The organism is Amycolatopsis sp. NPDC031561 (genome assembly GCF_055580625.1).
The window spans coordinates 180,946-205,374 of sequence record NZ_JBVILA010000007.1; the positions used below are offsets into that span (position 1 = coordinate 180,946).

25 protein-coding genes are annotated in these 24,429 nt (G+C 69.3%); 13 read left to right on the forward strand and 12 right to left on the reverse strand.

Features of this window, described 5'->3' with window-relative positions:
- The first annotated feature begins 37 nt into the window (after positions 1 to 37).
- Positions 38 to 1,660, forward strand: a complete 1,623-nt coding sequence (locus ACZ5IK_RS17675) for a PucR family transcriptional regulator (protein WP_465488642.1) — start codon at positions 38 to 40, stop codon at positions 1,658 to 1,660.
- 59 nt (positions 1,661 to 1,719) lie between these two features.
- Entirely contained in the window at positions 1,720 to 2,085 is a 366-nt protein-coding gene (locus ACZ5IK_RS17680) for an SSI family serine proteinase inhibitor (RefSeq protein ID WP_465488643.1), read from the forward strand.
- 161 nt (positions 2,086 to 2,246) lie between these two features.
- On the opposite strand, the gene ACZ5IK_RS17685 is transcribed toward ACZ5IK_RS17680, so the two are convergent.
- The 3 genes from ACZ5IK_RS17685 to ACZ5IK_RS17695 form a co-directional block, all read right to left on the reverse strand.
- Positions 2,247 to 3,818 carry a DUF4153 domain-containing protein gene (locus ACZ5IK_RS17685; RefSeq protein WP_465488644.1) on the reverse strand — a complete coding sequence of 524 codons (1,572 nt, stop codon included), beginning with the start codon at positions 3,816 to 3,818 and terminating at the stop codon, positions 2,247 to 2,249.
- 68 nt (positions 3,819 to 3,886) lie between these two features.
- Complete coding sequence (locus ACZ5IK_RS17690) at positions 3,887 to 4,924, reverse strand: HAMP domain-containing sensor histidine kinase (protein ID WP_465488645.1); 1,038 nt, start codon at positions 4,922 to 4,924, stop codon at positions 3,887 to 3,889.
- Positions 4,921 to 5,604 carry a response regulator transcription factor gene (locus ACZ5IK_RS17695; RefSeq protein ID WP_168214530.1) on the reverse strand — a complete coding sequence of 228 codons (684 nt, stop codon included), beginning with the start codon at positions 5,602 to 5,604 and terminating at the stop codon, positions 4,921 to 4,923. Before ACZ5IK_RS17695 ends, ACZ5IK_RS17690 begins: the two co-directional genes overlap by 4 nt.
- A 242-nt stretch (positions 5,605 to 5,846) precedes the next feature.
- Here ACZ5IK_RS17695 and ACZ5IK_RS17700 point away from each other — a divergent pair, with 242 nt between their 5' ends.
- Genes ACZ5IK_RS17700 through ACZ5IK_RS17715 form a run of 4 tightly spaced genes read left to right on the forward strand, consistent with a single transcriptional unit; the run spans position 5,847 to position 10,598 of the window.
- Complete coding sequence (locus tag ACZ5IK_RS17700) at positions 5,847 to 7,418, forward strand: NCS1 family nucleobase:cation symporter-1 (RefSeq protein WP_465488646.1); 1,572 nt, start codon at positions 5,847 to 5,849, stop codon at positions 7,416 to 7,418.
- Positions 7,369 to 8,211, forward strand: coding sequence for a nitrilase-related carbon-nitrogen hydrolase (locus tag ACZ5IK_RS17705; protein WP_465488647.1), 843 nt, complete (start codon positions 7,369 to 7,371; stop codon positions 8,209 to 8,211). Before ACZ5IK_RS17700 ends, ACZ5IK_RS17705 begins: the two co-directional genes overlap by 50 nt.
- Complete coding sequence (hydA, locus tag ACZ5IK_RS17710) at positions 8,211 to 9,596, forward strand: dihydropyrimidinase (RefSeq protein WP_465488648.1); 1,386 nt, start codon at positions 8,211 to 8,213, stop codon at positions 9,594 to 9,596. Before ACZ5IK_RS17705 ends, hydA begins: the two co-directional genes overlap by 1 nt.
- 12 nt (positions 9,597 to 9,608) lie before the next feature.
- Positions 9,609 to 10,598 carry a TIGR03842 family LLM class F420-dependent oxidoreductase gene (locus ACZ5IK_RS17715; RefSeq protein ID WP_101606061.1) on the forward strand — a complete coding sequence of 330 codons (990 nt, stop codon included), beginning with the start codon at positions 9,609 to 9,611 and terminating at the stop codon, positions 10,596 to 10,598.
- 76 nt (positions 10,599 to 10,674) lie between these two features.
- Here ACZ5IK_RS17715 and ACZ5IK_RS17720 read toward each other — a convergent pair whose 3' ends face one another.
- Entirely contained in the window at positions 10,675 to 12,165 is a 1,491-nt protein-coding gene (locus tag ACZ5IK_RS17720; protein WP_465488649.1) for an FAD-dependent monooxygenase, read from the reverse strand.
- Positions 12,166 to 12,381: 216 nt separating this feature from the next.
- Between ACZ5IK_RS17720 and ACZ5IK_RS17725 the strand changes: the two genes are divergently transcribed.
- Positions 12,382 to 13,851: an alpha/beta hydrolase gene (locus ACZ5IK_RS17725; protein ID WP_465488650.1), complete on the forward strand. Its 1,470-nt coding sequence runs from the start codon at positions 12,382 to 12,384 to the stop codon at positions 13,849 to 13,851.
- Here the strand turns inward: ACZ5IK_RS17725 and ACZ5IK_RS17730 are convergent.
- The 5 genes from ACZ5IK_RS17730 to ACZ5IK_RS17750 all read right to left on the reverse strand — a co-directional run bounded on the left by ACZ5IK_RS17730 (position 13,827) and on the right by ACZ5IK_RS17750 (position 17,987).
- Positions 13,827 to 15,056, reverse strand: a complete 1,230-nt coding sequence (locus ACZ5IK_RS17730; RefSeq protein ID WP_465488651.1) for a styrene monooxygenase/indole monooxygenase family protein — start codon at positions 15,054 to 15,056, stop codon at positions 13,827 to 13,829. The two genes, ACZ5IK_RS17725 and ACZ5IK_RS17730, sit on opposite strands and share 25 nt — an antisense overlap.
- Positions 15,057 to 15,143: 87 nt before the next feature.
- Positions 15,144 to 16,379: a serine hydrolase domain-containing protein gene (locus tag ACZ5IK_RS17735; RefSeq protein ID WP_465488652.1), complete on the reverse strand. Its 1,236-nt coding sequence runs from the start codon at positions 16,377 to 16,379 to the stop codon at positions 15,144 to 15,146.
- Positions 16,380 to 16,389: 10 nt separating this feature from the next.
- The gene (locus ACZ5IK_RS17740) at positions 16,390 to 17,190 is read right to left on the reverse strand and encodes a siderophore-interacting protein (protein ID WP_465488653.1); all 801 of its coding nucleotides are present in this window, start codon (positions 17,188 to 17,190) and stop codon (positions 16,390 to 16,392) included.
- Positions 17,191 to 17,220: 30 nt separating this feature from the next.
- Positions 17,221 to 17,577: a hypothetical protein gene (locus tag ACZ5IK_RS17745; protein ID WP_465488654.1), complete on the reverse strand. Its 357-nt coding sequence runs from the start codon at positions 17,575 to 17,577 to the stop codon at positions 17,221 to 17,223.
- Complete coding sequence (locus ACZ5IK_RS17750; RefSeq protein ID WP_465488655.1) at positions 17,574 to 17,987, reverse strand: SgcJ/EcaC family oxidoreductase; 414 nt, start codon at positions 17,985 to 17,987, stop codon at positions 17,574 to 17,576. The genes ACZ5IK_RS17745 and ACZ5IK_RS17750 overlap by 4 nt, the downstream gene beginning before the upstream one ends.
- Before the next feature lie 113 nt (positions 17,988 to 18,100).
- On the opposite strand from ACZ5IK_RS17750, the gene ACZ5IK_RS17755 reads away from it, so the two are divergent.
- Entirely contained in the window at positions 18,101 to 18,775 is a 675-nt protein-coding gene (locus ACZ5IK_RS17755; protein WP_465488656.1) for a TetR/AcrR family transcriptional regulator, read from the forward strand.
- A 47-nt stretch (positions 18,776 to 18,822) separates the two neighbouring features.
- Here the strand turns inward: ACZ5IK_RS17755 and hemW are convergent, their stop codons facing one another.
- The 3 genes from hemW to ACZ5IK_RS17770 all read right to left on the reverse strand — a co-directional run bounded on the left by hemW (position 18,823) and on the right by ACZ5IK_RS17770 (position 20,957).
- Complete coding sequence (gene hemW, locus ACZ5IK_RS17760; protein WP_465488657.1) at positions 18,823 to 20,037, reverse strand: radical SAM family heme chaperone HemW; 1,215 nt, start codon at positions 20,035 to 20,037, stop codon at positions 18,823 to 18,825.
- 64 nt (positions 20,038 to 20,101) lie between these two features.
- Positions 20,102 to 20,458, reverse strand: coding sequence for a hypothetical protein (locus tag ACZ5IK_RS17765; protein WP_465488658.1), 357 nt, complete (start codon positions 20,456 to 20,458; stop codon positions 20,102 to 20,104).
- 85 nt (positions 20,459 to 20,543) lie between these two features.
- Positions 20,544 to 20,957 carry a VOC family protein gene (locus ACZ5IK_RS17770; RefSeq protein WP_465488659.1) on the reverse strand — a complete coding sequence of 138 codons (414 nt, stop codon included), beginning with the start codon at positions 20,955 to 20,957 and terminating at the stop codon, positions 20,544 to 20,546.
- 82 nt (positions 20,958 to 21,039) lie between these two features.
- On the opposite strand from ACZ5IK_RS17770, the gene ACZ5IK_RS17775 reads away from it, so the two are divergent.
- The 5 genes from ACZ5IK_RS17775 (at position 21,040) to ACZ5IK_RS17795 (ending at position 24,423) form a co-directional block, all read left to right on the forward strand.
- Positions 21,040 to 21,612: a TetR/AcrR family transcriptional regulator gene (locus ACZ5IK_RS17775; protein ID WP_465488660.1), complete on the forward strand. Its 573-nt coding sequence runs from the start codon at positions 21,040 to 21,042 to the stop codon at positions 21,610 to 21,612.
- 152 nt (positions 21,613 to 21,764) lie between these two features.
- Positions 21,765 to 21,851 (forward strand): putative leader peptide, encoded by an 87-nt coding sequence (locus ACZ5IK_RS17780; RefSeq protein ID WP_350573702.1) that lies wholly within the window; start codon positions 21,765 to 21,767, stop codon positions 21,849 to 21,851.
- A 36-nt stretch (positions 21,852 to 21,887) separates the two neighbouring features.
- Positions 21,888 to 23,582, forward strand: coding sequence for a nitrite/sulfite reductase (locus ACZ5IK_RS17785; RefSeq protein WP_465488661.1), 1,695 nt, complete (start codon positions 21,888 to 21,890; stop codon positions 23,580 to 23,582).
- Positions 23,579 to 23,731, forward strand: a complete 153-nt coding sequence (locus ACZ5IK_RS17790) for an eL43 family ribosomal protein (protein WP_101606041.1) — start codon at positions 23,579 to 23,581, stop codon at positions 23,729 to 23,731. Before ACZ5IK_RS17785 ends, ACZ5IK_RS17790 begins: the two co-directional genes overlap by 4 nt.
- Positions 23,728 to 24,423, forward strand: a complete 696-nt coding sequence (locus ACZ5IK_RS17795) for a phosphoadenylyl-sulfate reductase (RefSeq protein ID WP_410666080.1) — start codon at positions 23,728 to 23,730, stop codon at positions 24,421 to 24,423. Before ACZ5IK_RS17790 ends, ACZ5IK_RS17795 begins: the two co-directional genes overlap by 4 nt.
- The last annotated feature ends 6 nt before the right edge of the window (positions 24,424 to 24,429 follow it).

A 24,429-nucleotide genomic window follows, 5' to 3' on the forward strand; every position in this document is an offset into this window, starting at 1 on the left:
CAGTCTGTCTCCTGCGTTCCGACCAGGTGGGAGGCCGATGTACCCGACCGTCGCCGAGGTGCTCGCGCTGCCGGTGCTGCGTCAGGGCAGGCCCCATGTGGTGGCGGGGGCGGCGGGACTGGACGCGCCGGTCCGCTGGGCGCACGTCGCCGAGGTCGCGGACATCGCCCCCCTGCTGCGGGGCGGGGAACTCGTGCTCACCACCGGGGTCGCGCTGCCCGACGACGGCACCGCGCTCGCCAGGTACGTCGCCGACCTGGCGGGGGTCGGCGTGGCCGGGGTCGTCGTCGAACTGGTCCGTCATTGGAGTGACAAGCTGCCGCCCGCGCTGGTCGACGCCGCGGACCGCCACGGCGTCCCGCTGATCACCCTTTCGCGGGAGACGCGCTTCGTGTCGGTCACCGAGGCGGTGAACGGGCTGATCGTGGACGCCCAGGTCGACGAACTCCGGGCGGCGGAACGGGTCCACGAGACCTTCACCGCGCTGACGGTCGCCGGTGCCGAGCCCGGCGAGATCCTTCGCGAGGTCGCGAGGCTCACCGAGCATCCCGTCGTGCTGGAGACGCTGTCGCACGAAGTCCTCGCCTACGACACGGCGGGGACGGATCCCGGCGAACTGCTGCCCGGCTGGCCGTCGCGATCGCGGCCGGTGCAGGTCGGCGAGCGGACCGGCTTCCACCCGGGCGCGGGCTGGCTGATCACCGTGGTCGGCGCGCGCGGGCACGACTGGGGACGGCTGGTCGTCGTCTGCGGGGATCCGCCGTCGCGGCGGCACGTCGTGGTCGCCGAACGCGCCGCGTCCGCGCTCGCGGTCCACCGGCTCGTCGCCAAGGACACCGACAGCCTCGAACGCCAGGCGCACCGCGCGATCCTGACCGAACTGCTGGCGAATCCGGTGCCGCCCGCGGAACTGACGGCGCGGGCTTCCGCGCTGGGGGTCCCGCTGACGGGACGGCTGCTGGTCGGGGTCGCCGTGCGGCCCCGGATCACCGCGACCGCCAAGACCGCGCAGTCGACTCCGGTGCTGCTGAGGGAACTCGCCGAGGCGACCGCGCTCGCCGCCCGGCGCGCCAAGGTGTCCGCGCTCGTGGCCACCGACGACACGCTGGTGCGCGCGCTGATCGCGCTCTCGCCGGAGGCGGGGGTCGACGCGGTCCTTCGGCGGCTGGCCACCGACGTCCACGAGGCCCGTTCCAGCGCGCCCGCGGTGGTCGCGGTCGGGACGACGGGCGCCGGGCCCGCCGACGCGCGCCGGACGCTCGTCGAGGCCGCCCAGGTCGCCGCCGCGGCGCTGGCCGAGAACGCCGAGCGGGTGGTCCACCGCCTCGACGACGTCCGGTTGCGCGGCCTGCTGCACCTGCTGGCCGGGGACGAACGGATCACCGCGTTCGCCGCGCGGGAACTCGGCCCGCTGCTGGGCCGCGACGCCGCGCAGGGCAGCAGACTCGTTCAGGCGTTGAGACATTACTGCGAACACGGCGGCAACAAATCGGCCGCCGCGGCCGCCGCGCACACCTCCCGCACCGCCTACTACCAGCAGCTGGCCCGGATCGAGCAGGTGCTCGGGGTGCGGCTCGAAGACCCGGAATCGATGCTCTCCCTGTATGTCGCTCTGCTCGCACACGACATTCGAGAGGTAAACGACCACACGACCGGGTGAGCAAATCTCACCCAAGCGTGGACCACAGTGATCGGGTCACCTCAGCCGATAGTGGAAGTATGGCTTTCTTCGAACCGATCGGCGCCTGCGTCCTCGCGCTGGCCTGCATGGCCCCGGCGCAACCCGCCGAATCCACGTTCCAGCTGACCAGCCACGACGCACGCGGCCGGGTCGGCACCGTCTCGCTCAGCTGCGGCCCCACCGGGGGCTCACACCCCGGCCGCGGCAGCGCCTGCGCCAAACTGTCCGAAGTGGACGGAAAGTTCGACAGGCTACGCGCGGAACCGCGTGCCTGCACCTTGGAGTACAACCCGGTGGACGTCTCCGCCGTCGGCAAGTGGCGGGGCGAACCGGTCACCTACCGCACCTCGTACGCCAACCGCTGCGTCGCCGACACCGAGTCGGCCGGCGTCTTCACCTTCTGACCGCGGTAAATCGTTGCCACGAAAGGCTTTTGTCCGATAAGGCCCTCGCGGCACACAGGTGACCGCCGGGCCTCCCCCTCGGTGGCCCGGCGGCCGCCGTTCACCACCGCCTTGATCGCCCTCACCCCCAAAGAAGGCGATCAAGGCCGTGGTGTCACGGCTCAAGAACGGGGCAGGTACCGGCACCCGATCCCGTCCTTCGCGGCAACGGGGGTCTGACGCGCGAGAGACCGGCTCAGGTTCCATCCTCGCCAATCATCTTCCGAGATACCCGTCACGACCGGTCTGAGCACGCAGGACCGCAGCGGCTCCGGGAGCCTGTCCGCCGCAGGGACGACGTCGGCGGAAAACCCTGACAGATAACGGGTGTCGAGCGTCTTGCCGTGCGCGATCCGGTCGATGTTGCGGTCGGCGATGAACCGTTCCGGATCGAGGACGGCCAGCCCCAGCAGCGCCGCGGCCGCGGCACCGATGGCCGCGCGCGGCAGCCAGGACGACCGCAGCGGGACCAGGGACACCAGTACCAGCAGGAACACCAGGCCGATCCAGAGTTCACAGACCTCCACCAGCAGCCGCAGCACGGTGAACCCGTACGCCTGCTGGTATGTCCACATGCGACTCAACGCCGACGCGACCAGCACCAGGCTGAGCACGCTCAGCACGCCGAGCAGCCCGCGCTGCCAGGCACGATCGGCCACCGAAGACTTCGGCGCCCACCGCAGCGCCACGGCGACCAGCAGCAGGGTCAGCACGGTGATCGCGGACAGCTGCCAGAACCCGCTCCTGGCGTATTCGGCCGCCGTCAGCCCGCTCGTCCGCAGGACGTAGTCGCTGCCGCCGAACAGCACGACCAGGCGGACCACGACGAAGCTCGCGAACAGCGCCACCAGCACGCCCAGCGGCAGCGCCCACTCGAGCCGGTGCGCCAGCCGCTTGCGTGGCGCGTCGTCCTCGGCGGGCAACGGTGGCGCCGCCAGCAGGTAACACGCCCCGGTGACGGCGAACGCGGCCACGACGAACAGGAATCCCCAGCGCACGAAGGTTCCCGGGTCGAGTTCCGGGATCACCGAGTCGACGACGCTCGCGAACGCGGCGTCCGCGCCCCGCAGCAGCGGGACGAACACCAGCAGCAGCCCGGCGCTCGCCAGCACCGGCACCAGGAACCTCGGCCGCGTACGGCTTTCCGGCTTCTTGCCGAGCTTCACGAGCCCGCGTCCGATCCACGGGACCGAAAGCAGCGCTTCGATCGGGACCGCGAAGACGTCGTAGATGATCGTGTTCACCGTGCGCTTCCCGACCACCGCCAGAGATCCCGCGACACAGGCGGCCAGCACGCACAGCACGTTCAGCCACGCCGACGCGCGGAACATCCCGACCGCGAGCAGCCCGAGCGCGACCGCCGCCCACAACGCGCTGGTGAGGCGGAAGTGCGGCTCGGCGTCACCGCGGGCCCGTTTGTCGGCGACGTAGACGGCCACGGCGAAGGCGAGCCCGGCCACGAACCAGCCGACTCCGGGATCGTCCGGCATGGCGACCGCGGCGATCAGCCCGGCGGCGACGGCGGCGGGCAGCACCGAACCGGGCAGCGGGACGATCGACGACTTCGGCGGCACCCGGGGCCGCATCAGCACCGGGACCGGGATAGGGACCGGGACCGGTGGCGCGGGCGGCAAGGTGGCCGTCGCCGACGGGGGCGGCGCGTGCGCCTGTTTCTCCTCTTGCTCTTCGCTCATCGAACCCTCCAGTTTGCGAAAGCACATCCGAGTGGGTGTGCGGAGCCGCGGAAAGAAAGCGGAATGGGCTACGGAACCGGGATCACGACGCGGATGACGCAGCCCGGACGCCGTTCGGGGGCGACGACGGCGATGCTGCCGTCGTGGAGGTCGACCACCCACCGGGCGATCGCGAGCCCCAGGCCGGTGCCCCCGCCGCCCGCCCGCTCGCCGCGGGTGAACCGTTCGAACACGCTGTCCCGCTCCCCCGGCGGGATCCCGGGGCCCTCGTCTTCGACCTCGATGACGACGTCGGCCTCACGGGCCTCCGCTCGCACCCGGACCTCGCCCCCGGCAGGCCCGTGCCGGACGGCGTTGTCGAGCAGGTTGACCACGACCTGGTAGAGCCTGCCGCGGTCGGCGACGGCCACCGCGCCGGGCGGCTGGACGTCGACGGCGAACCGCACGCCGCGGCCCGTCGCGGCGGAGGTCACCCCGGCTTCGGCGGCGACCTCTTCCAGCAGCAGTTCGAGATCGAACTCCTCCAACTGCAACGGGAACGCGCCGGCGTCGATGCGCGAGAGGTCGAGCAGTTCCGAAACCAGCCTGCCGAGCCGTTCGGTCTGCTGCAGCGCGGTTTTCAGCGTCGCCGGATCGGGCTTGGCGACGCCGTCGACGAGGTTCTCCAGCACGCCGTTCAGCGCGGTGATCGGCGTGCGAAGTTCGTGGGAGACGTTCGCGATCAGCTCGCGCCGCCGTTGGTCCGAGGCGTCGAGGTCGGCGGCCATCTGGTTGAAGGCGTGGGCGAGTTCGCCGACCTCGTCGCGGGCGGTCGCCCGGACCCGCCGCGTGTAGTCGCCCTTGGCCATCGCCCTGGCGGCGGCCGTCATCTCGCGCAGCGGCCGGGTCATCCCGTGCGCCAAAATCTGCGAGGTGACCACCGCGAGCACCATCGCGGCGATCGTGGTGCGCGGCGGCAGCCAGCCGATCTGCCAGTTGAAGAAGGCGAACGCGATACCGCCCGAGGAGACCAGCAGGATCGCGAGCTTGAGCTTGATGGAACGGACCGGGTCGAGCGGCCTCGGAAGCGCGTCGACGATCCGGCCGAACAGCGGGCGGAGTTTCACGATCCCACCTCCAGGGCGTACCCGACACCGTGCACGGTGCGGATGAGGTCCGCGCCCAGTTTGCGGCGCAGCGCCTTGATGTGACTGTCGACCGCGCGGGTGCCCGAACCGGTGCCCGCGACGTCCCAGTCCCAGACCTCGCTCAGCAGCCGTTCCCTCGGCTGCACCGCCCTGGGGCGCTTCGCGAAGTGGACGAGGAGGTCGAACTCGATCGGGGTCAGCTGGGCCGGTGTGCCCGCCCGCGTGACCCGCCGCTGTTCGACGTCGATTTCGAGGTCGCCGAGCACGATCTTCGTACCCGCTTCGCTCACGTCGGTCCGTGCCGACCGTTCGACGCGGCGCAGCAGCGCGTGCACCCTGGCCGAGAGCACCCGCATGGAGAACGGCTTGGTGAGGTAGTCGTCCGCGCCGACGCCGAGGCCGATCAGCATGTCCGTCTCGTCCGACCGGGCGGTCAGCATCAGCACCGGGACCGGGCGTCGGGCCTGGATCCGGCGGCAGACCTCGAGACCGTCGAAGCCCGGCAGCATCACGTCGAGCACCACCAGATCCGGCTCCCGCGCGGCGTCCGTCTCGACGCCGGAAGGGCCGTCGTGCGCCAGATCGACGGTGAAGCCCTCCGCGCGCAGCCGCGCGGCGATGGCTTCGGCGATGGTCACGTCGTCCTCGACGACCAGCACCCGGCGTCCTCCCAGTTCCATGGGGATGACTGTAAGCAGCGACCGTGGAGAACGTTCGGGTGAGCTGTGGAGATCCTGTGGAGATGTTTCACCCGGATTGCCGGATTACGACGACCGTGTGTGTGACGCAGGTCATGCACTCCGGACCCGGCGAACGCAATCGACAGTCTGCGTTCCGACGCCACCAACAGTGAACAGTCTGCCAGTCCCACCCGCGCGGCGAGGGCGAGCACGATTCCGCAATGGAGCCGACGGCACGCGGAACCCAGCTCGTGCATCCTGATGGCCGGGTCGAACTCGGCGAGGTCGAGTCCTTGAAGGACAGCCGCTTCTACAACGAAGAACTCGCCCCGGTCCCGGTCGAAAAGCGGACCTGGACGACCTACAACTACTTCGCGCTGTGGATGGGGATGGCGCACAACATCCCCTCGTACGCGCTCGCCGCCTCCTTGATCGCGCTCGGCATGGACTGGCTCCAGGCTTTGCTGACGATCACCATCGGCAACCTCGTCGTGCTCGCCCCGATGTTGCTCAACAGCCATGCCGGGACGAAGTACGGCATCCCGTTCCCCGTGTTCGCCCGCGCCTTCTTCGGCATGCGCGGCGCGAACCTCGCGGCGTTGCTGCGGGCGTTCATCGCGTGCGGCTGGTTCGGCATCCAGACCTGGGTCGGCGGCGAGGCCGTCTACATCATCGTCGGACGGCTGGCGGGCTCCGGCTGGAAGGACTCCACCGTCGTCCTGGGCCAGCACTGGACCCTGTGGCTGTCCTTCGGGTTGTTCTGGCTGTTCCAAATGCTCATCATCTGGCGCGGGATGGAGGCGGTCCGCCGGTTCGAGAACTGGACGGCCCCGCTGGTCTCGGTCGGCTTCCTGATCCTGCTGGGCTACGTGCTGGTCAAGGCGGGCGGACTCGGCCCGATCCTGTCCGAACCCGGGAAACTGGGCTGGGGACCGGACTTCTGGAAGGTGTTCGCGCCGTCGCTGATGGCGATGATCGCGTTCTGGTCGACGCTTTCGCTCAACATGCCGGACTTCACCCGCTTCGGCGGCAGCCAGGGCAAGCAGGTCCGCGGGCAGATCTTCGGCCTGCCGACCACGATGACCTTCATCGCGGTCGTGGCCATCCTGACCACCTCGGGCGGCAGTGTCCTCTACGGCGAGCAGATCTGGGACCCGGCGAAACTGGCCGACCGGTTCGACTCCCCCGTCGTCGTGGTGGTCGCGCTGATCGCGCTGGTGTTGGCGACCGTGTCGGCGAACCTCGCGGCCAACGTGGTCAGCCCGTCCTACGACTTCTCCAACGCCTTCCCGAAGAAGATCACCTTCGCCGTCGGCGGGCTGATCACCGGCGTCATCGGCATCCTCATCCAGCCGTGGCGGCTCTACTCCGACCCGAACATCTACATCTTCGCGTGGCTCGGCTTCTACGGCGGCCTGCTCGGCGCGGTCGCCGGGGTGCTCGTCGCCGGCTACTGGGTGGTCAAACGCACACGCCTCAACTTGCGAGACCTCTACACCGAGCGCGGCGCCTACTGGTTCAAGGGCGGCTGGAACTGGCGCGCGCTGGTCGCGACGCTGGTCGGCGCCGTGCTCTCGGTCGGCGGCGCGTACGGCGGGCCGTTCCCCGCCGACGGGCTGATCCCGTTCCTGAAACCGCTCTACGACTACAACTGGGTCGTCGGACTGGCGGGCGCCTTCGTCGTCTACCTGCTGCTGGCCCTGCCCGAGCACAAGCGCACCGCCTACACAGAGGAGGAAGCAAGTGAGCGACCTGGTCCGAGCCGGATTGATCCAGCAGCGGTGGACGGGTGACAAGGAGTCGATGATCGCCAACGCGGTCGAAGCCATCGGCAAGGCCGCTTCGCAGGGCGCGCAGGTCATCTGCCTGCAGGAGTTGTTCTACGGCCCGTACTTCTGCCAGGTGCAGGACACCGACTACTACTCCTACACCGAGGGCATCCCCGACGGGCCGACGACGAAGCTCATGCAGGAGGTCGCCGAACGCCACGGTGTCGTGCTGGTCGTCCCGATGTACGAGGTCGAGCAGCCCGGCGTGTACTACAACACCGCCGCGGTGATCGACGCCGACGGGACGTACCTCGGCAAGCACCGCAAGAACCACATCCCGCAGGTGAAGGGCTTCTGGGAGAAGTTCTACTTCCGGCCCGGGAACCTGGGCTACCCGGTGTTCGACACCGCAGTCGGCCGCATCGGCGTCTACATCTGTTACGAGCGGCACTTCCCGGAGGGCTGGCGCGCGCTGGGCCTGGCGGGCGCGAAGATCGTGTTCAACCCGTCGGCGACCAGCCGCGGCCTGTCGGAGTACCTGTGGCGGCTGGAGCAGCCCGCGGCCGCCGTCGCGAACGAGTACTTCGTCGGCACGATCAACCGTGTCGGCGTGGAACCGCTGGGCGACAACGACTTCTACGGTCAGACGTACTTCGCGGACCCGCGCGGCCAGCTGATCGGCGAGGCCGCCTCCGACACCGAAGAGGAGATCGTCATCCGCGACCTCGACATGGGTCTGCTCGCCGAGGTCCGTGATCTGTGGGCCTTCTACCGAGACCGCCGTCCCGACAGCTACGGACCCCTCGCGGAGGCGTGATGACCACCCTCATCAGCGGCGGGCAAGTACTCAGCACAGCTGGCGCTTCGGCGGCGGACGTCCTCGTCGACGGCGAGACGATCGTGGCCGTCGGCGCACCCGGCACCCTGGGACCGGCCGACGAGACCATCGACGCCACCGGGAAGTACGTGCTGCCCGGCGGGATCGACGCGCACACCCACATGGAGATGCCGTTCGGCGGGACGCAGTCCGCCGACACCTTCGGCACCGGGACGACGGCGGCGGCGTGGGGCGGGACGACCACGATCATCGACTTCGCCGTCCAGGCCAAGGGCACCTCACTGCTGTCCACAATGGACAAGTGGCACGAGAAGGCCGACGGCAACTGCGCCATCGACTACGGCTTCCACATGATCGTCTCCGACGTCAACGATTCGTCGTTGAAGGAGATGCAGGCCTGTGTCGACGGCGGAGTCGGCAGCTTCAAGATGTTCATGGCGTATCCGGGGGTGTTCTACTCCACCGACGGCGAAATCCTGCTGGCCATGCAGAAGGCGCGCGAGATCGGCGCCACGATCATGATGCACGCGGAGAACGGCATCGCGATCGACCAGCTGGCCGCGCAGGCGTTCGCCGCCGGGAAGATCGACCCGGTGCAGCACGGCCTCACCCGCCCGCCGGAGCTGGAGGGCGAGGCGACCTCGCGCGCGATCCAGCTGGCCAAGGTGACCGGGGCGCCGCTGTACATCGTGCACCTCTCGGCGTCGCAGGCGCTCGCGGCGGTCGCGGAGGCGCGCGACGACGGCCAGAACGTGTTCGCGGAGACGTGTCCTCAGTATCTTTATCTGTCCATCGAGGACTTGGCGAAACCGGATTTCGAGGGCTCGAAGTACGTCGCCTCTCCCCCGCTGCGCGAGAAGTCACATCAGGCGGACCTGTGGCGAGGGCTGCGCACCAACGACCTCTCGGTGGTGTCGACGGATCACTGTCCGTTCTGTTTCAAGGACCAGAAGGAACTCGGCCGCGGCGACTTCCGCGCGATCCCCAACGGGATCCCCGGCGTCGAGCACCGGATGGACCTGCTGCACCAGGGTGTCGTGGCGGGCGAACTCACCCTCGGCCGCTGGGTCGAGACCTGCTCGACCACCCCGGCGCGGATGTTCGGGCTGTACCCGCGCAAGGGCGTCATCGCGGCGGGTTCGGACGCGGACATCGTCATCTACGACCCGTCGGCGAAACAGACCTTGTCGGTCGAAACGCACCACATGAACGTGGACTACTCGGCCTACGAAGGCACGGAGATCACCGGCAAGGTCGAGACGGTGCTCTCGCGCGGCCGCGTGGTGGTGTCGCCGTCCGGGTTCTCGGGCAGTACGACGCACGGGAAATTCCTCTCGCGCGACCTGAACCAGTACCTGAACTGAGGCGGTGGCCGGATGGACTTCGGGATAGTGCTCCAGACCGACCCGCCCGCGCGCGACCTGGTGCGGCTGATGAAGGCCGCCGAGGACCAGGGTTTCCGCTACGGCTGGACGTTCGACTCGTGCGTGCTGTGGCAGGAACCGTTCGTCATCTACTCGCAGATCCTCGCGGCGACGTCGTCGATGATCGTGGGCCCGATGGTGACCAGCCCGGCCACGCGGGACTGGTCGGTGATGGCGTCGACCTTCGCCACGCTCAACGACATGTACGGCAACCGGACGGTGTGCGGGATCGGCCGGGGCGATTCGGCGCACCGGGTCGTCGGCCTGGCACCGTCCACTTTGGCCACCGTGCGTGACTGCATGCACGTGGTCAAGGAACTCGCCGAGGGCCGGGAGGTCCTGTTGCGGGACAAGCCGGTCCAAATTCCCTGGATCCGCAACGGCAGGCTCGAAATGTGGATGGCGGGATACGGGCCGAAGGCGCTGAAGACGGTCGGCGAACACGCCGACGGCTTCATCCTCCAGTGCGCCGATCCCGCGATCGCCCGGTGGACCATCGGCGCCGTCCGCGAGGCGGCCCGTGCGGCGGGACGGGATCCGGGCGGGATCACGATCTGCCTCGCCGCACCGGCGTACGTCGGGGACGATCTGGCGCACCAGCGCGAACAGTTGCGCTGGTTCGGCGGGATGGTCGGCAACCACGTCGCGGATCTCGTGGCGCGGTACGGCGATTCCGGGCCGGTGCCACGCGAACTGACCGATTACATCCGTGAGCGGGAAGGGTACGACTACTCGCACCACGGACGGGCCGGGAATCCCTCGACCGACTTCGTGCCGGACGAGATCGTGGACCGGTTCTGCCTGCTCGGACCGTCTTCGGCGCATGTGGAGCGGCTGGAGGAGCTGGCTTCGCTCGGGGTGGACCAGTTCGCGCTGTACCTCATGCACGATCAGCGCGAAGAAACGCTGAAACGCTACGGCTCGGAGGTCATCGGCCGCTGACCCCCTCTGCGATCAGTCCTCTACTTGCGGTCCTTGCGCGTGCAACTACCGCAAGTAGAGGACTAATCGCGTGAAATCAGGCGCCGAACCAGGCCGCGAGCGCTTCCCGCAGGCCGTCCTCGGTGTCCCCCGCCCAGGCGATGTACCCGTCCGGGCGAATCAGGAGGACATCGGCGGGCCGGTCCTCGGCCTTGGCGGTGTGGACGTCGACGAGTCCTTCGGCGAGCTCGCGGAGCTCCGGCCGTCCGGCGAGGTCGAGCAGGACCGGCCGCGCCGGGCGCAGCAACTCCCCGACGCTGGTCGCGCCCTGGTCGGTCTCCAGCGCGAGATCCGGGACGAAGGTACCGGCGAGCGCGTGCCCGGAACCGGGCATCGGGTAGCGCAGGTCGGTCCCGGCGAGATGCGCGGCCAGCCGTCGCGCGGGCTGCTCGTCGTCCAGCAGTTCCTGGAAGACCGTCCGGAGCGCCTCGGCGGCCTCGTCGTGCCCGCGCCGCAGCGCGACCTGCGCCTGGGACTGCAGCAGCGCGCGGGCACCGGCGGCGTGCCGTTCCGCGTGATAGGTGTCCAACAGCCCCTCCGGCGCCCGCCCCTGGATCTCGGCGGCCAGCTTCCAGGCGAGGTTGACCGAGTCGGACATGCCGACGTTGATCGCCGTACCGGTCGACGGCAGCAGGTGGGCCGCGTCGCCCGCCAGCAGGATCCGCCCCTCGCGGTAGCGCTCCGCCTGTCGGGCGGAGAACTGGTAGCGCGAGAGCCGGACCGGGTCGCCCAGCGGGACTTCCCCGCCGAGCACGCGACGGATGCTGTCGCCGAGTTCGGTCAGCGTCATCGGCACGTCTTCGTCGATCTCGCCGAGATCGTCCTCGGTGGTCTGGATGAACAAGATCCCCGGCGTCAGCGAACCGAGCGCGAACACCCCGTCGTCGGTGCGGGTGTAGCCCGCCTTGATCCGGCCCAGCTCCGGTGTCTCGATGTCGCCGTCGTCGTGCACGGTCAGCCCCTCGGGGATCTTGACCTGCCCGATCCGGTTGACCTCGGGATAGGTGGTCCCGGGGAAGCCGATCCCGGCGAGCGCGCGGACGGGGCTGCGGCCGCCGTCGCATCCGGCGAGGTACGGGGCGGTGACTTCGTACTCCCCCTCCGGCCCGCGGACCCGGGCCGTCACGGAGGTGCCGTCTTGGGACAGCCCGGTGACCTCGTGCCCGCGGCGCACTTCCGCGCCGAGTTCGAGGGCGTGTTCCTCCAGCAGCCGCTCCAACAACTGCTGTCGCACCGACAACGCCTTGAGCGGGGGCTCGTCGAACCGGGTGAGGTCGACGTGCACGCCGCCGAACGGGAACCGGTGGGGCGGGACGGGGTCGGTGACGAGCCCCCGGACCCGGTCCAGCAGGCCGCGGTACTTCAGCAGGTCCAGGATCTGCCCGCTGAGGCCGTGGGCCTTCGGTGTCTTCCCCTGTTCCGGCCGCCGTTCCAGGACCAGCGGGCGCACTCCGGCCAGCCGCAGCTCCGCGGCCAGCATCAGACCGGTCGGGCCGGCACCCACGATGATCACGTCGACGTCCGTCAAATCTTCACTCCTGTTCGGCCTGTACTGGCTACGGCCGAGGATTCTGCGGCAACACCGGGGTCTTGCCGCAAGCCCCCAGGTGCGCTATATGTTGAACATGGAGGGGCGCGCCCCTCCTTTTTCGTGCCTGGCGGAGGGCGGGGTGGGGGCTGCTCCACCGTCTTTCCGGGTACGCGCACCAGGGATCTCGCGCCCGCGAGCCGAGACGCTGGACCGGTGACCACCAGCAGAGTCCGCACCGCCGCTTTGATCACCCTCACCGCACTCGCCGCCGTCACGATCGCGCCCGCGGTCTCGGCCGCGCCGAAAGGCATCGCCTGGGGCCCCTGTCCGGCGGGATCGCCATCCGGCTACGACTGCGCCGAACTGGAAGTCCCGCTTTCGTACCGGGATCCGGGCGGCCCTCGGATCACCATCGCGCTCGGCCGTCTTCCCGCGACCGACCGGAAGCACAAACGCGGCACCGTCTTCACCAACCCCGGCGGTCCCGGGAATCCCGGCCGCTTCAGCGAGTTCCAGACCGCGTCGCTGCACCGGCAGTTCGACATCGTGGGCTTCGACCCGCGCGGCGTCGGCGCCAGCACGCCTGTCCGCTGCTTCGCGAGCGAAGCGGAACTCGAGCCGCTCAAGCGGGTGCTCGGCCAGTTCCCGATCACCGTCGAGCAGGAAACCCGGCAGATCGCCGACGTCCGTGAGGTCGCCGCCTCGTGCGGCCGCAACGCCGGGCCGCTGCTGGGTCATCTGTCGACCACGAACGTCGCCCGGGACCTCGACAAGCTCCGCGAGGCCGCCGGTGAGCCCCGCCTGCGGTACTACGGCCTCTCGTACGGCACGTACCTCGGCGAGGTGTACGCCAACCTGTTCCCGCATCGCGTCGGGGCCTTGGCCCTCGACGCCGTCGACGATCCGATCGCCTGGTCCACCGGGCACCGTCCGGAGGACGCGAACGTCCCGTTCAGCACCAGGCTCGGCGGTTTCCGGGACGCGGACCGCGCGCTGCAGGCGTTCCTCGACGCCTGCGCGGCCGACGTCCGGTGCGCGTTCCGCGAACCCGGGACGGACCTGCGGGCCAAATACGACGGCATCCTCGACCGGCTCGAGGCCACGCCGGGCGCGATCACCTATCAGGACGTCATCCGGCGCACCCACAACGCGCTGACCGACGAGGCCGACTCGCCCGCGCTGGCGGAATTCCTTCAGTCCGAGACGAAATCGGCCTCGGCGAAAGCCATCGTGACGCCGTTCGACTCCGCACTCGGCGGCGGTGGGACGATCTGTGCCGACACCACGAACCCGCGTGACCCGGCGGCGTGGCCGAAGGCGGCCCGCGAGGCCGATCGCGAAAGCCGCGGTTTCGGTTCGTACGACACGTATCTCTCGCTGCCGTGTGCTTTCTGGCCCGCCTCCGACCCGGCCCGCTACACGGGACCATGGAACCGGCCGACCGCGCCGATCCTGTTGCTGGCCAACGGCAAGGGCGATCCGGAAACGCCGTACGCCGGAGCGAAACGGACCGAACGCATCCTCGGGAACGCCCGGCTCCTGACGCTGGACGCCTGGGGGCACGGCGCCGCGAACCGCAGCAAGTGTGTCGACGCTGCCCTCGACGCCTACCTGATCAACGGCCGCCTTCCGGCGCGCGGCACCGTCTGCGCCCCGGATCAGAAGCCGTTCGACCCGAGGTAGGCGAGCGCGACTTCCTCGTCGGTCAGCCAAGCGGTGTAGTCGGCGGGGTCGGAGAAGACGTGCGCGAACCGGCGTGCCACCTCGGGCGCCGTTTGCGCGGCGTCCAGGGTGGCCAGCACGTGATCCGGTGGCGGCGCGAGGAAATCGTTGCTCAGCCGGGTCGCGTGCTGTGCCTTTTCCCAGTACTTCGCGAAAGTACGGCGCTGGAACGCTTCGTCGAACGGGCGGTCGCCGTGGTCGAGGATGCTCTGTTCGTAGACCGCGGCCGCGTGCGCCGCCATGTTCGCGCCCTGCCCGGCGATCGGGTCGTTCGTCACCGCGGCGTCGCCCATCGCGAGTACCTTCGCCCCCGACGGCAGCGTCCCGACCGGGTCGCGCACGATCGGCAGGACCCGGCCGCGCAGGACGTCCAGCGGCCCGCTCGGGCGTGCGCCGGCGAGCGACTCCTCGACCCACGGGAACTGCTTGCGCAGCACCGTCATCGCGAGAGCGAAATGCTCGTCGACGTCGGTGACGTCGTCCCAGACGTCCATGGGGCCGCCGGGAACGCCGAAGAACCCCAGACCGAAGACGGGCCCACGCACCGACTGGACCGGCAGCCCGAACAGCTCACCGGCCCGGGAGAGCCCGAACGTCAGGCCCGGATACACCGGAAGCGGCTCGTCGCGCCCGGAGACGAGGTACAGGATCCCGATGGTCCGCTGCGGTTCGCGATACGGGGAACGCGCGTCGTCACGCGGGAAGAGACGGTCGAACCGCGGCCCTCGCCCGGCCGCGACCAGCACGAGATCGAACTCGCGGGCGTACTCCTCCAGCCCGTCGGGCGTCACCGTGCCGATCCGCACCTCACCGCCGCGGGCCGTGAACGCGGTCAGCCAGTCGGACACCTTGACCCGTTGGTCGACCGACTGCGCGGGATGCTCGAAGCGGGCGCGCCACGAGACGGCGGGCTCCGGGGAGTCCCCGGCGAGCCCGAACGACGCGCCGAGCATCTCCGGGGCGGTGCCGTCCCAGAAGTTGATGCCCAGCGCGCGTTCCCGGGTCAGGGCGGGATGGAACAAGCACTGGTTCGAGATGAGGCCGCCGGCACGGATCGTTCCGGCGTCGCGGTCGGTGACCACGGTGACGGCGTATCCGTGCCGCTGCAGGCCCAAGGCCAGGACCAGACCGGCTTGCCCGGCCCCGACCACCGCGATCCGGCGCATGAGGACCCCTCCCCTTCGGCTGGGTCCAGTGTGGCCGGGTTTCCACCGCGCGGTAAAGGATCCGCCTGATGGGCTGCCCGAAAAGGATCAGCCCGCGAGGGCTTGGTACACCAGGTTGCGCAGTTCGGCGCGGATCGGATGGGTCGACGACGGCAGCAGCTGGGTGAAGAACAGCACCGTGACGTCCTCGTCGGGATCGACCCAGAAGGCGGTGCTCGCCGCGCCACCCCAGGCGAATTCCCCGGCGCTGGCGAGGGTTTTGGCCTTCACCGGGTCGTCGAGCACGGAAAAGCCCAGTCCGAAGCCGAAACCGTCGTACGGCGTCTCGGAGAACCCGACGCGACCGTAGGTCTCCAGATCCACCCCGCCCGGCAGGTGGTTGCTCGCCATGACCTCCACCGTGCGCGGACCGAGCAGCCGGACGCCGTCGAGTTCGCCGCCACGCAGCAGCATCTGCGTGAAGCGGTGGTAGTCGCCCGCCGTCGAGACCAGCCCCCCGCCGCCCGACAGGCAAGTGGGCGTGACACGGCCGATGGTGCCCATCTCGTCGTGGCGGAACGGGGCCTTCGTCTTCGGGTTGGGCACGTAGAGGGCGGCCAGCCTGTCGAGGGCGGCCGGGTCGGTTTGGAATCCGGTCTCGTGCATGCCGAGCGGGGTGAAGATCCGCTCGCTGAAGAAGGTGTCGAGAGACTGACCGGAGACGACCTCGACGAGCCTGCCGAGGATGTCCGTCGCGACCGAATAGTTCCATTCCGAACCGGGCTGGAACTGCAACGGCTGCCTCGCGAGCGCCTCGGAGACACCGGCGAGGTCGAGCCCCGGCGCGGTACCCCAGTCGAAGCCGGCCTCGCGGTAGAGCGCGTCGACCGGATGCGTGCGGTGGAATCCGTAGGTCAGCCCGGCGGTGTGGGTGAGCAGGTGCCAAAGCCGGATGGGTTCCGTCGCAGGCTCGGTCGCCACCCGGACGGACGAGCCCGTCGTGAAGACCCGCGGTTCCGCGAATTCCGGCAGCCACCGGGAAATCGGGTCCCGGAGGTCGATGAGCCCCTCTTCGACGAGCATCATCGCGGCGACCGAGGTGACCGGCTTCGTCATCGAGAAGACGCGCCAGATCGTGTCGGTCTCCACCGGGAGCCCGGCCTCGATGTCGCGCAGCCCGTTCGACGCGAGATGCGCGACCTTCCCGTTCCTGGTCACCACGGCCAGATACCCGGGAAGCAGATTTCGCTCCAGGTACCCGTCGAAGTGCTTGTCGATCCGCCGTAGCCGCTCCGCGTCGAAGCCCACCTCGGCCGGGTCGACGTCCACCTTCAGCTCGATCATGCGACCGAGGCTACGCGTTCCGTTCGGCCTGTTTCTCCAGTCGCCACGCCTCGTCGGTCTTCCCGATCCGCCAGTATCCGGAGATGGACAGCAGGTCACGCTGCATTCCCCGGTCGTCGAGAAGGTGACGTCGCAGATCCCGGACGAACGCGGCCTCGCCGTGCACGAACGCCTGAACGACACCGTCACGCCACTCGAGCGCCCGGACGGCTGCCGCGAGATCGTCGCCCTTGCTCCGGTGCAGCCAGGTGATCCGCGCGTCGCCCTTGGTGGTCAGCGACTGCTCTTCGGCGGCGTCCTCGACGAGGATGACCGCGTGCACGGGAACGCCCGCCGGCATCGCTTCGAGTGACGCGGCGATCGCCGGAAGGGCGCTCTCGTCACCCGCGAGCAGGTGCCAGTCGGCTTCTTCGCCCGGCGCGTACGCCCCGCCGGGACCCGAGATCAGCAGCTCGTCGCCCGGTTTCGCGGCGGCGGCCCACGGTCCGGCGACACCCTCGTCACCGTGGTGGACGAAGTCGAGCACCAGCTCGCCGAGATCCCGGTCGAAGGCCCGGACGGTGTAGGAACGCATCCGCGGCCACTGCTCACGCGGCAGTTCTTCGCGGACGCGCGCCAGGTCGAACGGCTCGGGATAGGTGACGCCGGGCACCCGGAAGTGCACCTTGACGTAGGCGTCGGTGAATTCGTTGGGCTGGAACGAGGCGATCCCTTCGCCCCCAGCGACGATCCGGACCATATGCGGGGTGATCCGCTCGGTGCGCAGCACCCGCAACCGGGTCGCCGACACTGATCTCCGCGCCTCGGCCATTCACGATTCCTTTCATGAGGTTAGGTGAACCTAACTGAGCGTACGCCGATCCCGGATCGAGCGGGCGACGTCTCCCATCATCCGATCAAAGCTCTCCCGGACCCGCCCGTCGAACCCGGCGAAGAACCGGTTGGCCAGCGGGACCGCCCACCGGCCCCGGGTAGCGACGTTGTACACCCGATGGGTTACCCGCACACCGGCCGGATCATCCACGACGATGTACTCACCGCGGTACCACCACCCGCCCTGCTGGGCGATGAGGCCGCGCTCGGCGTCCATCTCGAAGCCTGGGTTGTACTGCTGCGCTTGAAGAAATTCCGCGATCCGGGCGAAGACCTCATCGGCGGACGCGGGCACCACGTCGTCGACTTCGACCAGCGGTTTCACGCCGCGCTCGCGGCCGGATCACTCACCCGGGTGTTCTGGAACGACGCGATCCGCCAGCCTTCGGACTCCTCCACCAGGACATACGTCAGCGTCGATTCCCGGCCTGGTCCTGGCTCGCCGCCCGCCAGCGACGATTCACCGCCGGACACGACGATCGCGACGTCGGGCCGCACGAACCGAACCCTGGGCTCCTCGCCCCCGGCGACCAGTTTCGATCCCTTCAGCAGCCCCTCGAACAGGGAGCGGTGCGCGCTTTCGATGATCACGCGGCCAGGCATGTTCATGCCGAAGAACGTCACGTAGTCGGCGTCCTCGGTGAACAGCGACGCGTACGCGGCCGCGTCGCCGTCGTTCCACGCGTCGGCGAGCTTGCCCAGGACGGCCAGGACCTCGGCCCGTCGTTCGGTCATGATGTCCTCCAGTGGGGCGAACGGTGTTCGTGTGACGAACACTGTTCTACAGACGAACAGCGTTCGCGTCAAGTAGAGTTCCCGGGAGTACCCCGGATCAGGAGGCGAACGAAGTGAGCAGGCCCCGGCGTCGCGCCGAGAAACCCGTGCTGTCCCAGGAGCTCGTGGTGAAGACGGCCCTGGACCTCCTCGCCGCCGAGGGGCTGGAGGCGGTGAGCATGCGGCGCGTGGCCCAGGCGCTGGAAACCGGCCCCGCGTCGCTCTACGCCCACGTGGCGAACAAGGAAGAGCTCCACGAGCTGATGGTCGACCACGTCCTCGACTTCGGCCCGGTGCCCGAACCCGAACCGGAGCGGTGGATCGAGCAGGCGAAGGACCTGTTGCGGGAGAACGTGCGCGCGCTGACGTCGTTCCCCGGAATCGCCAAGATCGCGTGGGCCATCCCGGTTCCGGTGGGCGCGAACGCCTTGCAGCAGGCCGAAGCCATGCTCGCGGTGCTGCGCGCGGGTGGCCTCGACCTCAAGCAGGCGTTGTTCGCGGCGGACGCGTTATGGCTCTACGCCAAGGCTTTCGCCTACGAAGGCGCGGGCTGGCAGCACGGCGACATCAACCTGGCCGAGCAGGAGGAACGCGGCAAGCAGATGGTCGAGTACATGACGTCGTTCCCACCCGGCACGTTCCCGAACATGCTCGGCTCGGGCGAGTACTTCACCGCGGAGACGGCCCAGGAACGGTTCGAGTTCGCCATCGACCTGTTCCTCGCCGGCCTCGCGGCCAAGGCCTCGTGAGTGGCACGGACGGTTAGAACCGCCCTTACCACTCACGAGCCCACCGCTCAGGTGAGCCGTCGCACCAGTCCGTCCGCGAGCAACCGCCCGCGATCGGTCAGCACCGCCCGGCCCTGACCGTCCAAAGCGGACTGATCGAGCAACCCCTCGGCGGCCGCGACCCGGGCTTCGGCCCGGCCGTCGTCGTCGAGGGCGTCGAGCGGAAGTCCTTCGGACAGCCGGAGTTCCAGCATCACGCGTTCCAGATGCCGGTCTTCGCCGGTCAGCAGTTCGCGACCGGCGGCAGGCGAGTCCCCGGCGGCGAGCGAGGCGGCGTACCGGGCCGGATGTTTGACGTTCCACCAGCGGACGCCGCCGACGTGGCTGTGCGCGCCCGGCCCGGCGCCCCACCAGTCGCCGCCGCGCCAATAGCCGATGTTGTGCCGGCAGCGGGCTTCCTCCGAGGTCGCCCAGTTGGACACCTCGTACCAGCGCAACCCCGCCGAAGCGAGGACGCGGTCGATCAGTTCGTAGTCGGCGGCCAGCACGTCGTCGTCCGGCGCGGGAAGTTCGCCGCGGCGGATGCGGCGGGCGAGCGCGGTGCCCTCCTCGACGATCAGCGCGTACGCCGAGACGTGGTCGACACCGGCGGCCAGCACCGCGTCCAGCGAAGCCTGGAGGTCTTCGACCCGCTCCCCCGGCGTGCCGTAGATGACGTCGAGGTTGACGTGCTCGAATCCGGCGGCCCGTGCTTCCTCCGCCGCCGTGACCGGACGGCCGGGGGTGTGCACGCGGTCGAGGATCCGCAACACGTGCTGCGCGGCCGACTGCATCCCGAGCGAGATCCGGTTGTACCCGGCGTCGCGGATGCCGTCGAAGAACTCCCGCGACGTCGACTCCGGATTGGACTCCGTCGTCACCTCGGCGTCGGGCGCGAGACCGAACGTGTCACGTACGGCGTCGAGGACGCTTCGGAGCCCTTCGGCGCCGAGCAGCGACGGAGTGCCTCCGCCGACGAAGACGGTGTCGACCGCGGGTGGCTTCCCGAGTACACGCGCAGCCAGATCGAACTCGCGCTTGAGGCCTTCGAGCCAGGACTGCGGCGACGAATCGCTGTCGAGCTCACCGGCGGTGTAGGTGTTGAAATCGCAGTAGCCGCACCGGGTCGCGCAGAACGGGACGTGCACGTAGACACCGAACGGCCGGGTGCCGAGCCCTTCCAGCGCGCTCTCGGGGAGCGCTGACTCGACGGGCGTGGTGGTTTCGGGCAGTAGTGCGGGCACACCCCAGTGTCCCCCACGCCGTGAAGGCCTCCTTCCCCGGGGAAAGAGGCCTTCACGGATCGCGCTATCTGTCGGCGATGTGCACCTTGACCGACGTCGAGCGTGTGCCGTCCTCGAACCGCACCCAGACGAGGGTCTCCATGCTCAACGAGTAGTCGTTGACCACGTAGTCGAGCGACCAGTCGCCGTACTCGTCGGACTGGACGTCACGGCTCATGTTCACCTCGACCAGCACCACGTTGGCGAGGTGCCCACGGGCGTTCGGCGAGCAGCCGACCGCCTCGAACCGGTACGAGCCGCCCTTGTGCAGCACCGCCCCCTCGTCGGGCGAAACCAGCCTGCACCCCTGCTCGGCCCCGGAAGCCGTACCCGGGATCAGCAGGGACGCCAGCACCATCGCGGCGACCACCCATCGGCGCATGCGCAACTCCTCCGTCCAGTGTGGATCGGAGACCGAAGCTAGCGGCGACGGAGAGTCCGCGCGGCCTCACTCACCCGAAGCGGTACTAGGCCAACCCGTTCGCGGCCAGCCACTCCTGAGCCGGCGGGATGACCTCGATGATGTCGATGAGGAAACCGTTGAGGTCCTCGATGTAGAAGTGCCGCTGACCGAATTCCTCGTCCACGAGCTCCGTGACGATCTTGACCCCCTCCCCGCGCAGCCGCTCGTACTCGGCCGCCGCGTCGGCGACCATGAACCCGACCATCGATCCGGCCGCCTCCTGCGCGCGCCAAGGCTCCGGCGTGGCCTTGTGGCCGCGCTTCGCGAAGCTCATCTCATAGCCCGGCACTCCGACGTTGAGGCTGGAGAACCAGTCGAGCTCGATCGTCACCGTCAACTGCAGGTGCCGCTTCCACCAGGCGGTGGTCTCGACGATGTCGTCGACGAGCACACAGGCACCGAAACCGCTGAGTTGCATTTGGTGTTTTCCTCCCAGAAGAACCACTTGATGCGTAGTACTATAGACATAGTGGTTTGATCGAAGCAAGGAGAATGTTCCGATGCGACAGAACCCGGAGCGCCGGACCGCCCTCACCGACGCCGCCATCACCGTCCTCGCCCGCGAGGGCGCCCGCGGGCTCACCTACCGCGCCGTGGACGTCGAAGCCGACGTCCCGCCCGGCACGACGTCCAACTACTTCCGGAACCGGGACCAGCTGCTCGGCGAGGTCGGCGTCCGCGTGCAGGAGCGGTTGTCGGCACCGGCCGACGTCATGGTGAATCCTCAGGCCGAGACGCCGTCCCACGACCGGGTCGGCGTACTGCTCGGCGAACTCATGGGACGGCTGACCGGCCACCGCGAGCCGTATCTCGCCCTGCTCGAACTCCGGCTCGAAGCCACCCGGCGCCCGGAGCTGGCGGCCGAGCTGACCAAGACGATCCGCGAGGGCATCGACATGAGCGTCGACTGGCACGTCTCGGCGGGCATGCCGGGCGGGCGCGCGGAGGTATTGCTGATGTATCTCGCGCTGACCGGGCTCACCGTCGAACGGCTCACCCTCCCGGAAGTCCTCGCGGACGTCACCGACGAAGACGTCATCCGGCTCATCGTGGACCGCGTCCTCCCCTCTTGAGGCTTGCGCGTTCTGCGTCACAGTGGCGGCGGCGAACCCGCACTTGACCTTCGAAACAGGCGTCTGACCAGCGGAAACAGTCGTATCCGAACCCTGTTCCCAGCATTCGGACCGGCCTAGACCACATAGTGGGCGCGTGGCACGCTGAACGAATGACCCGCGCCGGAATCAGCCTCGTGGCACGCCGCCACGTGGATCTCCGTCGCGTGGCCAGCGCGCTCTGTGCGACGAACCGCTGACTCCCCGCCACCACCACGATCTGCCGGAGGACTCCCATGTCGTCGCCCACGCGCGAGACCCCTGCCCGCACGCCCCGGGTCAAACAAAAACGGGGCGAGGGACAGTGGGCGTTGGGGTACCGCGAACCGCTGAACCCCAACGAACGGTCCAAGAAGGACGACGACCCGCTCAACGTCCGGGCGCGGATCGAGAACATCTACGCCCACCGCGGGTTCGACTCGATCGACCCCGGTGACCTCCGCGGCCGGTTCCGCTGGTTCGGCCTCTACACCCAGCGCAAACCGGGCATCGACGGCGGCCGCACCGCGACGCTGGAGCCCGAAGAGCTCGACGACCGCTACTTCATGCTGCGGGTCCGGCTCGACGGCGGCGCGCTGACCACGGATCAGCTCGCCGTGCTCGCCGAGATCTCGCAGACCCACGCGCGCGACACCGCCGACATCACCGACCGGCAGAACATCCAGTACCACTGGATCCAGGTCGAGGACGTCCCGACGATCTGGGCCAAGCTGGAGAAGGCCGGGATGACCACGATGGAGGCCTGCGGCGACAGCCCGCGCGTCATCCTCGGCTCCCCGGTCGCCGGCATCGCCGCGGACGAGGTCATCGACGGCACGCCCGCGATCGACGAGATCAAGCGCCGCTACATCGGCGACCCGCGCTACTCGAACCTGCCGCGCAAGTTCAAGACCGCGATCTCGGGCCAGCAGGACGTCGCCCACGAGATCCACGACATCGCCTTCGTCGGGGTGAACCACCCCGAGCACGGTCCCGGCTTCGACCTCTGGGTCGGCGGCGGCCTGTCCACCAACCCGATGATCGGGCAGCGGCTGGGCGCCTGGGTCCCCCTGGAAGAGGTCCCCGACGTCTGGGAAGGCGTGATCAGCGTCTTCCGCGACTACGGCTACCGGCGCCTGCGCGCCCGCGCCCGCATCAAGTTCCTGGTGAAGGACTGGGGTGCCGCGAAGTTCCGCCAGGTACTGGAGGACGAGTACCTCAAGCGCAAGCTGACCGACGGGCCTGCGCCCGAGGTGCCCGCCACCCAGATCGACCACGTCGGCGTGCACCCGCAGACCGACGGCAAGTTCTACGTCGGCGCCGCGCCGATCGCGGGCCGCGTCTCCGGCTCGACCCTGCTGGCGGTCGCGAAGGCCGTCGAACGCGCCGGATCGAACCGCGTCAGGCTTACGCCGCAACAGAAACTCGTCGTCCTCGACGTCCCCGAGGCCGAGGTGAGGGGGCTGCAATCCGAACTCGCCGACCTCGGCCTGCAGACCGAACCGTCGCCGTGGCGACGCGGGATCATGGCCTGCACCGGGCTGGAGTACTGCAAGCTCGCCATCGTCGAGACCAAGGCCCGCGCCATCCAGCTGGTCGACGAACTGGAGAAGCGGCTCGCCGACATCCAGGCCGAGTTCGAGAACCCGGTGACCGTGCACCTCAACGGCTGCCCCAACTCCTGCGCGCGGATCCAGACCGCCGACATCGGGCTCAAGGGCCAGATCGTCACCGACGAGGACGGCAAGCAGGTCGAAGGCTTCCAGGTGCACCTCGGCGGCGGGCTCGGCCTGGACGCCGGGTTCGGCCGGAAACTGCGCGGGCACAAGGTGACCGCGTCGGAGCTGACCGTGTACGTCGAACGGATCGTGCGGGCGTACCTCGCCGGCCGCGAACCCGGCGAACGGTTCGCCCAGTGGGTCACGCGGGCCGAAGAAAGCGCCCTGCAGTGACCGAACGAGCGACGCCGTATCACTGCCCTTTCTGTGGCGATGAAGACCTTCGGCCGGAAGAGGGCGGCTCTTGGCTGTGCTCGGCCTGCCGCCGGGTCTTCACCGTGAAATTCCTCGGACTGTCCTTCCCGGAGGTGTCACCAGGATGACCGCCACTGCCGACTACAAGACCCTTGCCGAAAGGGCCTCGAAGGAACTCGCCGAAGCGACAGCCACCGAGGCCCTGCGCTGGACCGCGGAGACGTTCGGCGACGACTTCATCGTCGCGTCGAACATGCAGGACGCCGTCCTCATCGATCTGGCCACCCAGGTCAAACCCGACGTCGACGTGCTGTTCCTGCAGACCGGCTATCACTTCCCGGAGACCATCGGCACCCGCGACGCGGTGCAGGCGGTCTATCCCGGCGTGCGGATCGTGAACGCCCAGGCCGCGCAGAGCGTCGCCGAACAGGACGCGGAGTACGGCCCGAAACTGCACGAACGCGACCCGACCCAGTGCTGCCAGCTGCGCAAGGTCGTGCCGCTGCGGAACACGCTCGCGAAGTACTCGGCGTGGGTGACCGGCGTCCGCCGGGTCGACGCGCCGACCCGCGCGAACACCCCCATCGTCACCTGGGACGACCGCAACGGGCTGGTGAAGATCAACCCGATCGCGCCGTGGTCCGACGACGAGTTCAGGGACTACATCGACGAACACGGAATCCTCGAGAACCCGTTGGTGTCCATCGGCTATCTGTCGATCGGCTGCGCGCCGTGCACCGCGAAGGTCGCTCCGGGTCAGGACCCGCGCAGTGGCCGGTGGGCCGGGCAGGGCAAGACCGAGTGCGGCTTGCACGGCTGAGAAGGG

Coding starts and splice junctions, on each gene's coding strand:
- ACZ5IK_RS17675 (WP_465488642.1), top strand. CDS start 38: ATGTACCCGACCGTCGCCGAGGTGCTCGCGCTGCCGGTGCTGCGTCAG.
- ACZ5IK_RS17680 (WP_465488643.1), top strand. CDS start 1,720: ATGGCTTTCTTCGAACCGATCGGCGCCTGCGTCCTCGCGCTGGCCTGC.
- ACZ5IK_RS17685 (WP_465488644.1), bottom strand. CDS start 3,818: ATGAGCGAAGAGCAAGAGGAGAAACAGGCGCACGCGCCGCCCCCGTCG.
- ACZ5IK_RS17700 (WP_465488646.1), top strand. CDS start 5,847: ATGGAGCCGACGGCACGCGGAACCCAGCTCGTGCATCCTGATGGCCGG.
- hydA (WP_465488648.1), top strand. CDS start 8,211: ATGACCACCCTCATCAGCGGCGGGCAAGTACTCAGCACAGCTGGCGCT.
- ACZ5IK_RS17715 (WP_101606061.1), top strand. CDS start 9,609: ATGGACTTCGGGATAGTGCTCCAGACCGACCCGCCCGCGCGCGACCTG.
- ACZ5IK_RS17730 (WP_465488651.1), bottom strand. CDS start 15,056: ATGCGCCGGATCGCGGTGGTCGGGGCCGGGCAAGCCGGTCTGGTCCTG.
- ACZ5IK_RS17735 (WP_465488652.1), bottom strand. CDS start 16,379: ATGATCGAGCTGAAGGTGGACGTCGACCCGGCCGAGGTGGGCTTCGAC.
- ACZ5IK_RS17740 (WP_465488653.1), bottom strand. CDS start 17,190: ATGGCCGAGGCGCGGAGATCAGTGTCGGCGACCCGGTTGCGGGTGCTG.
- ACZ5IK_RS17750 (WP_465488655.1), bottom strand. CDS start 17,987: ATGACCGAACGACGGGCCGAGGTCCTGGCCGTCCTGGGCAAGCTCGCC.
- ACZ5IK_RS17765 (WP_465488658.1), bottom strand. CDS start 20,458: ATGCGCCGATGGGTGGTCGCCGCGATGGTGCTGGCGTCCCTGCTGATC.
- ACZ5IK_RS17770 (WP_465488659.1), bottom strand. CDS start 20,957: ATGCAACTCAGCGGTTTCGGTGCCTGTGTGCTCGTCGACGACATCGTC.
- ACZ5IK_RS17775 (WP_465488660.1), top strand. CDS start 21,040: ATGCGACAGAACCCGGAGCGCCGGACCGCCCTCACCGACGCCGCCATC.
- ACZ5IK_RS17780 (WP_350573702.1), top strand. CDS start 21,765: ATGACCCGCGCCGGAATCAGCCTCGTGGCACGCCGCCACGTGGATCTC.
- ACZ5IK_RS17785 (WP_465488661.1), top strand. CDS start 21,888: ATGTCGTCGCCCACGCGCGAGACCCCTGCCCGCACGCCCCGGGTCAAA.
- ACZ5IK_RS17795 (WP_410666080.1), top strand. CDS start 23,728: ATGACCGCCACTGCCGACTACAAGACCCTTGCCGAAAGGGCCTCGAAG.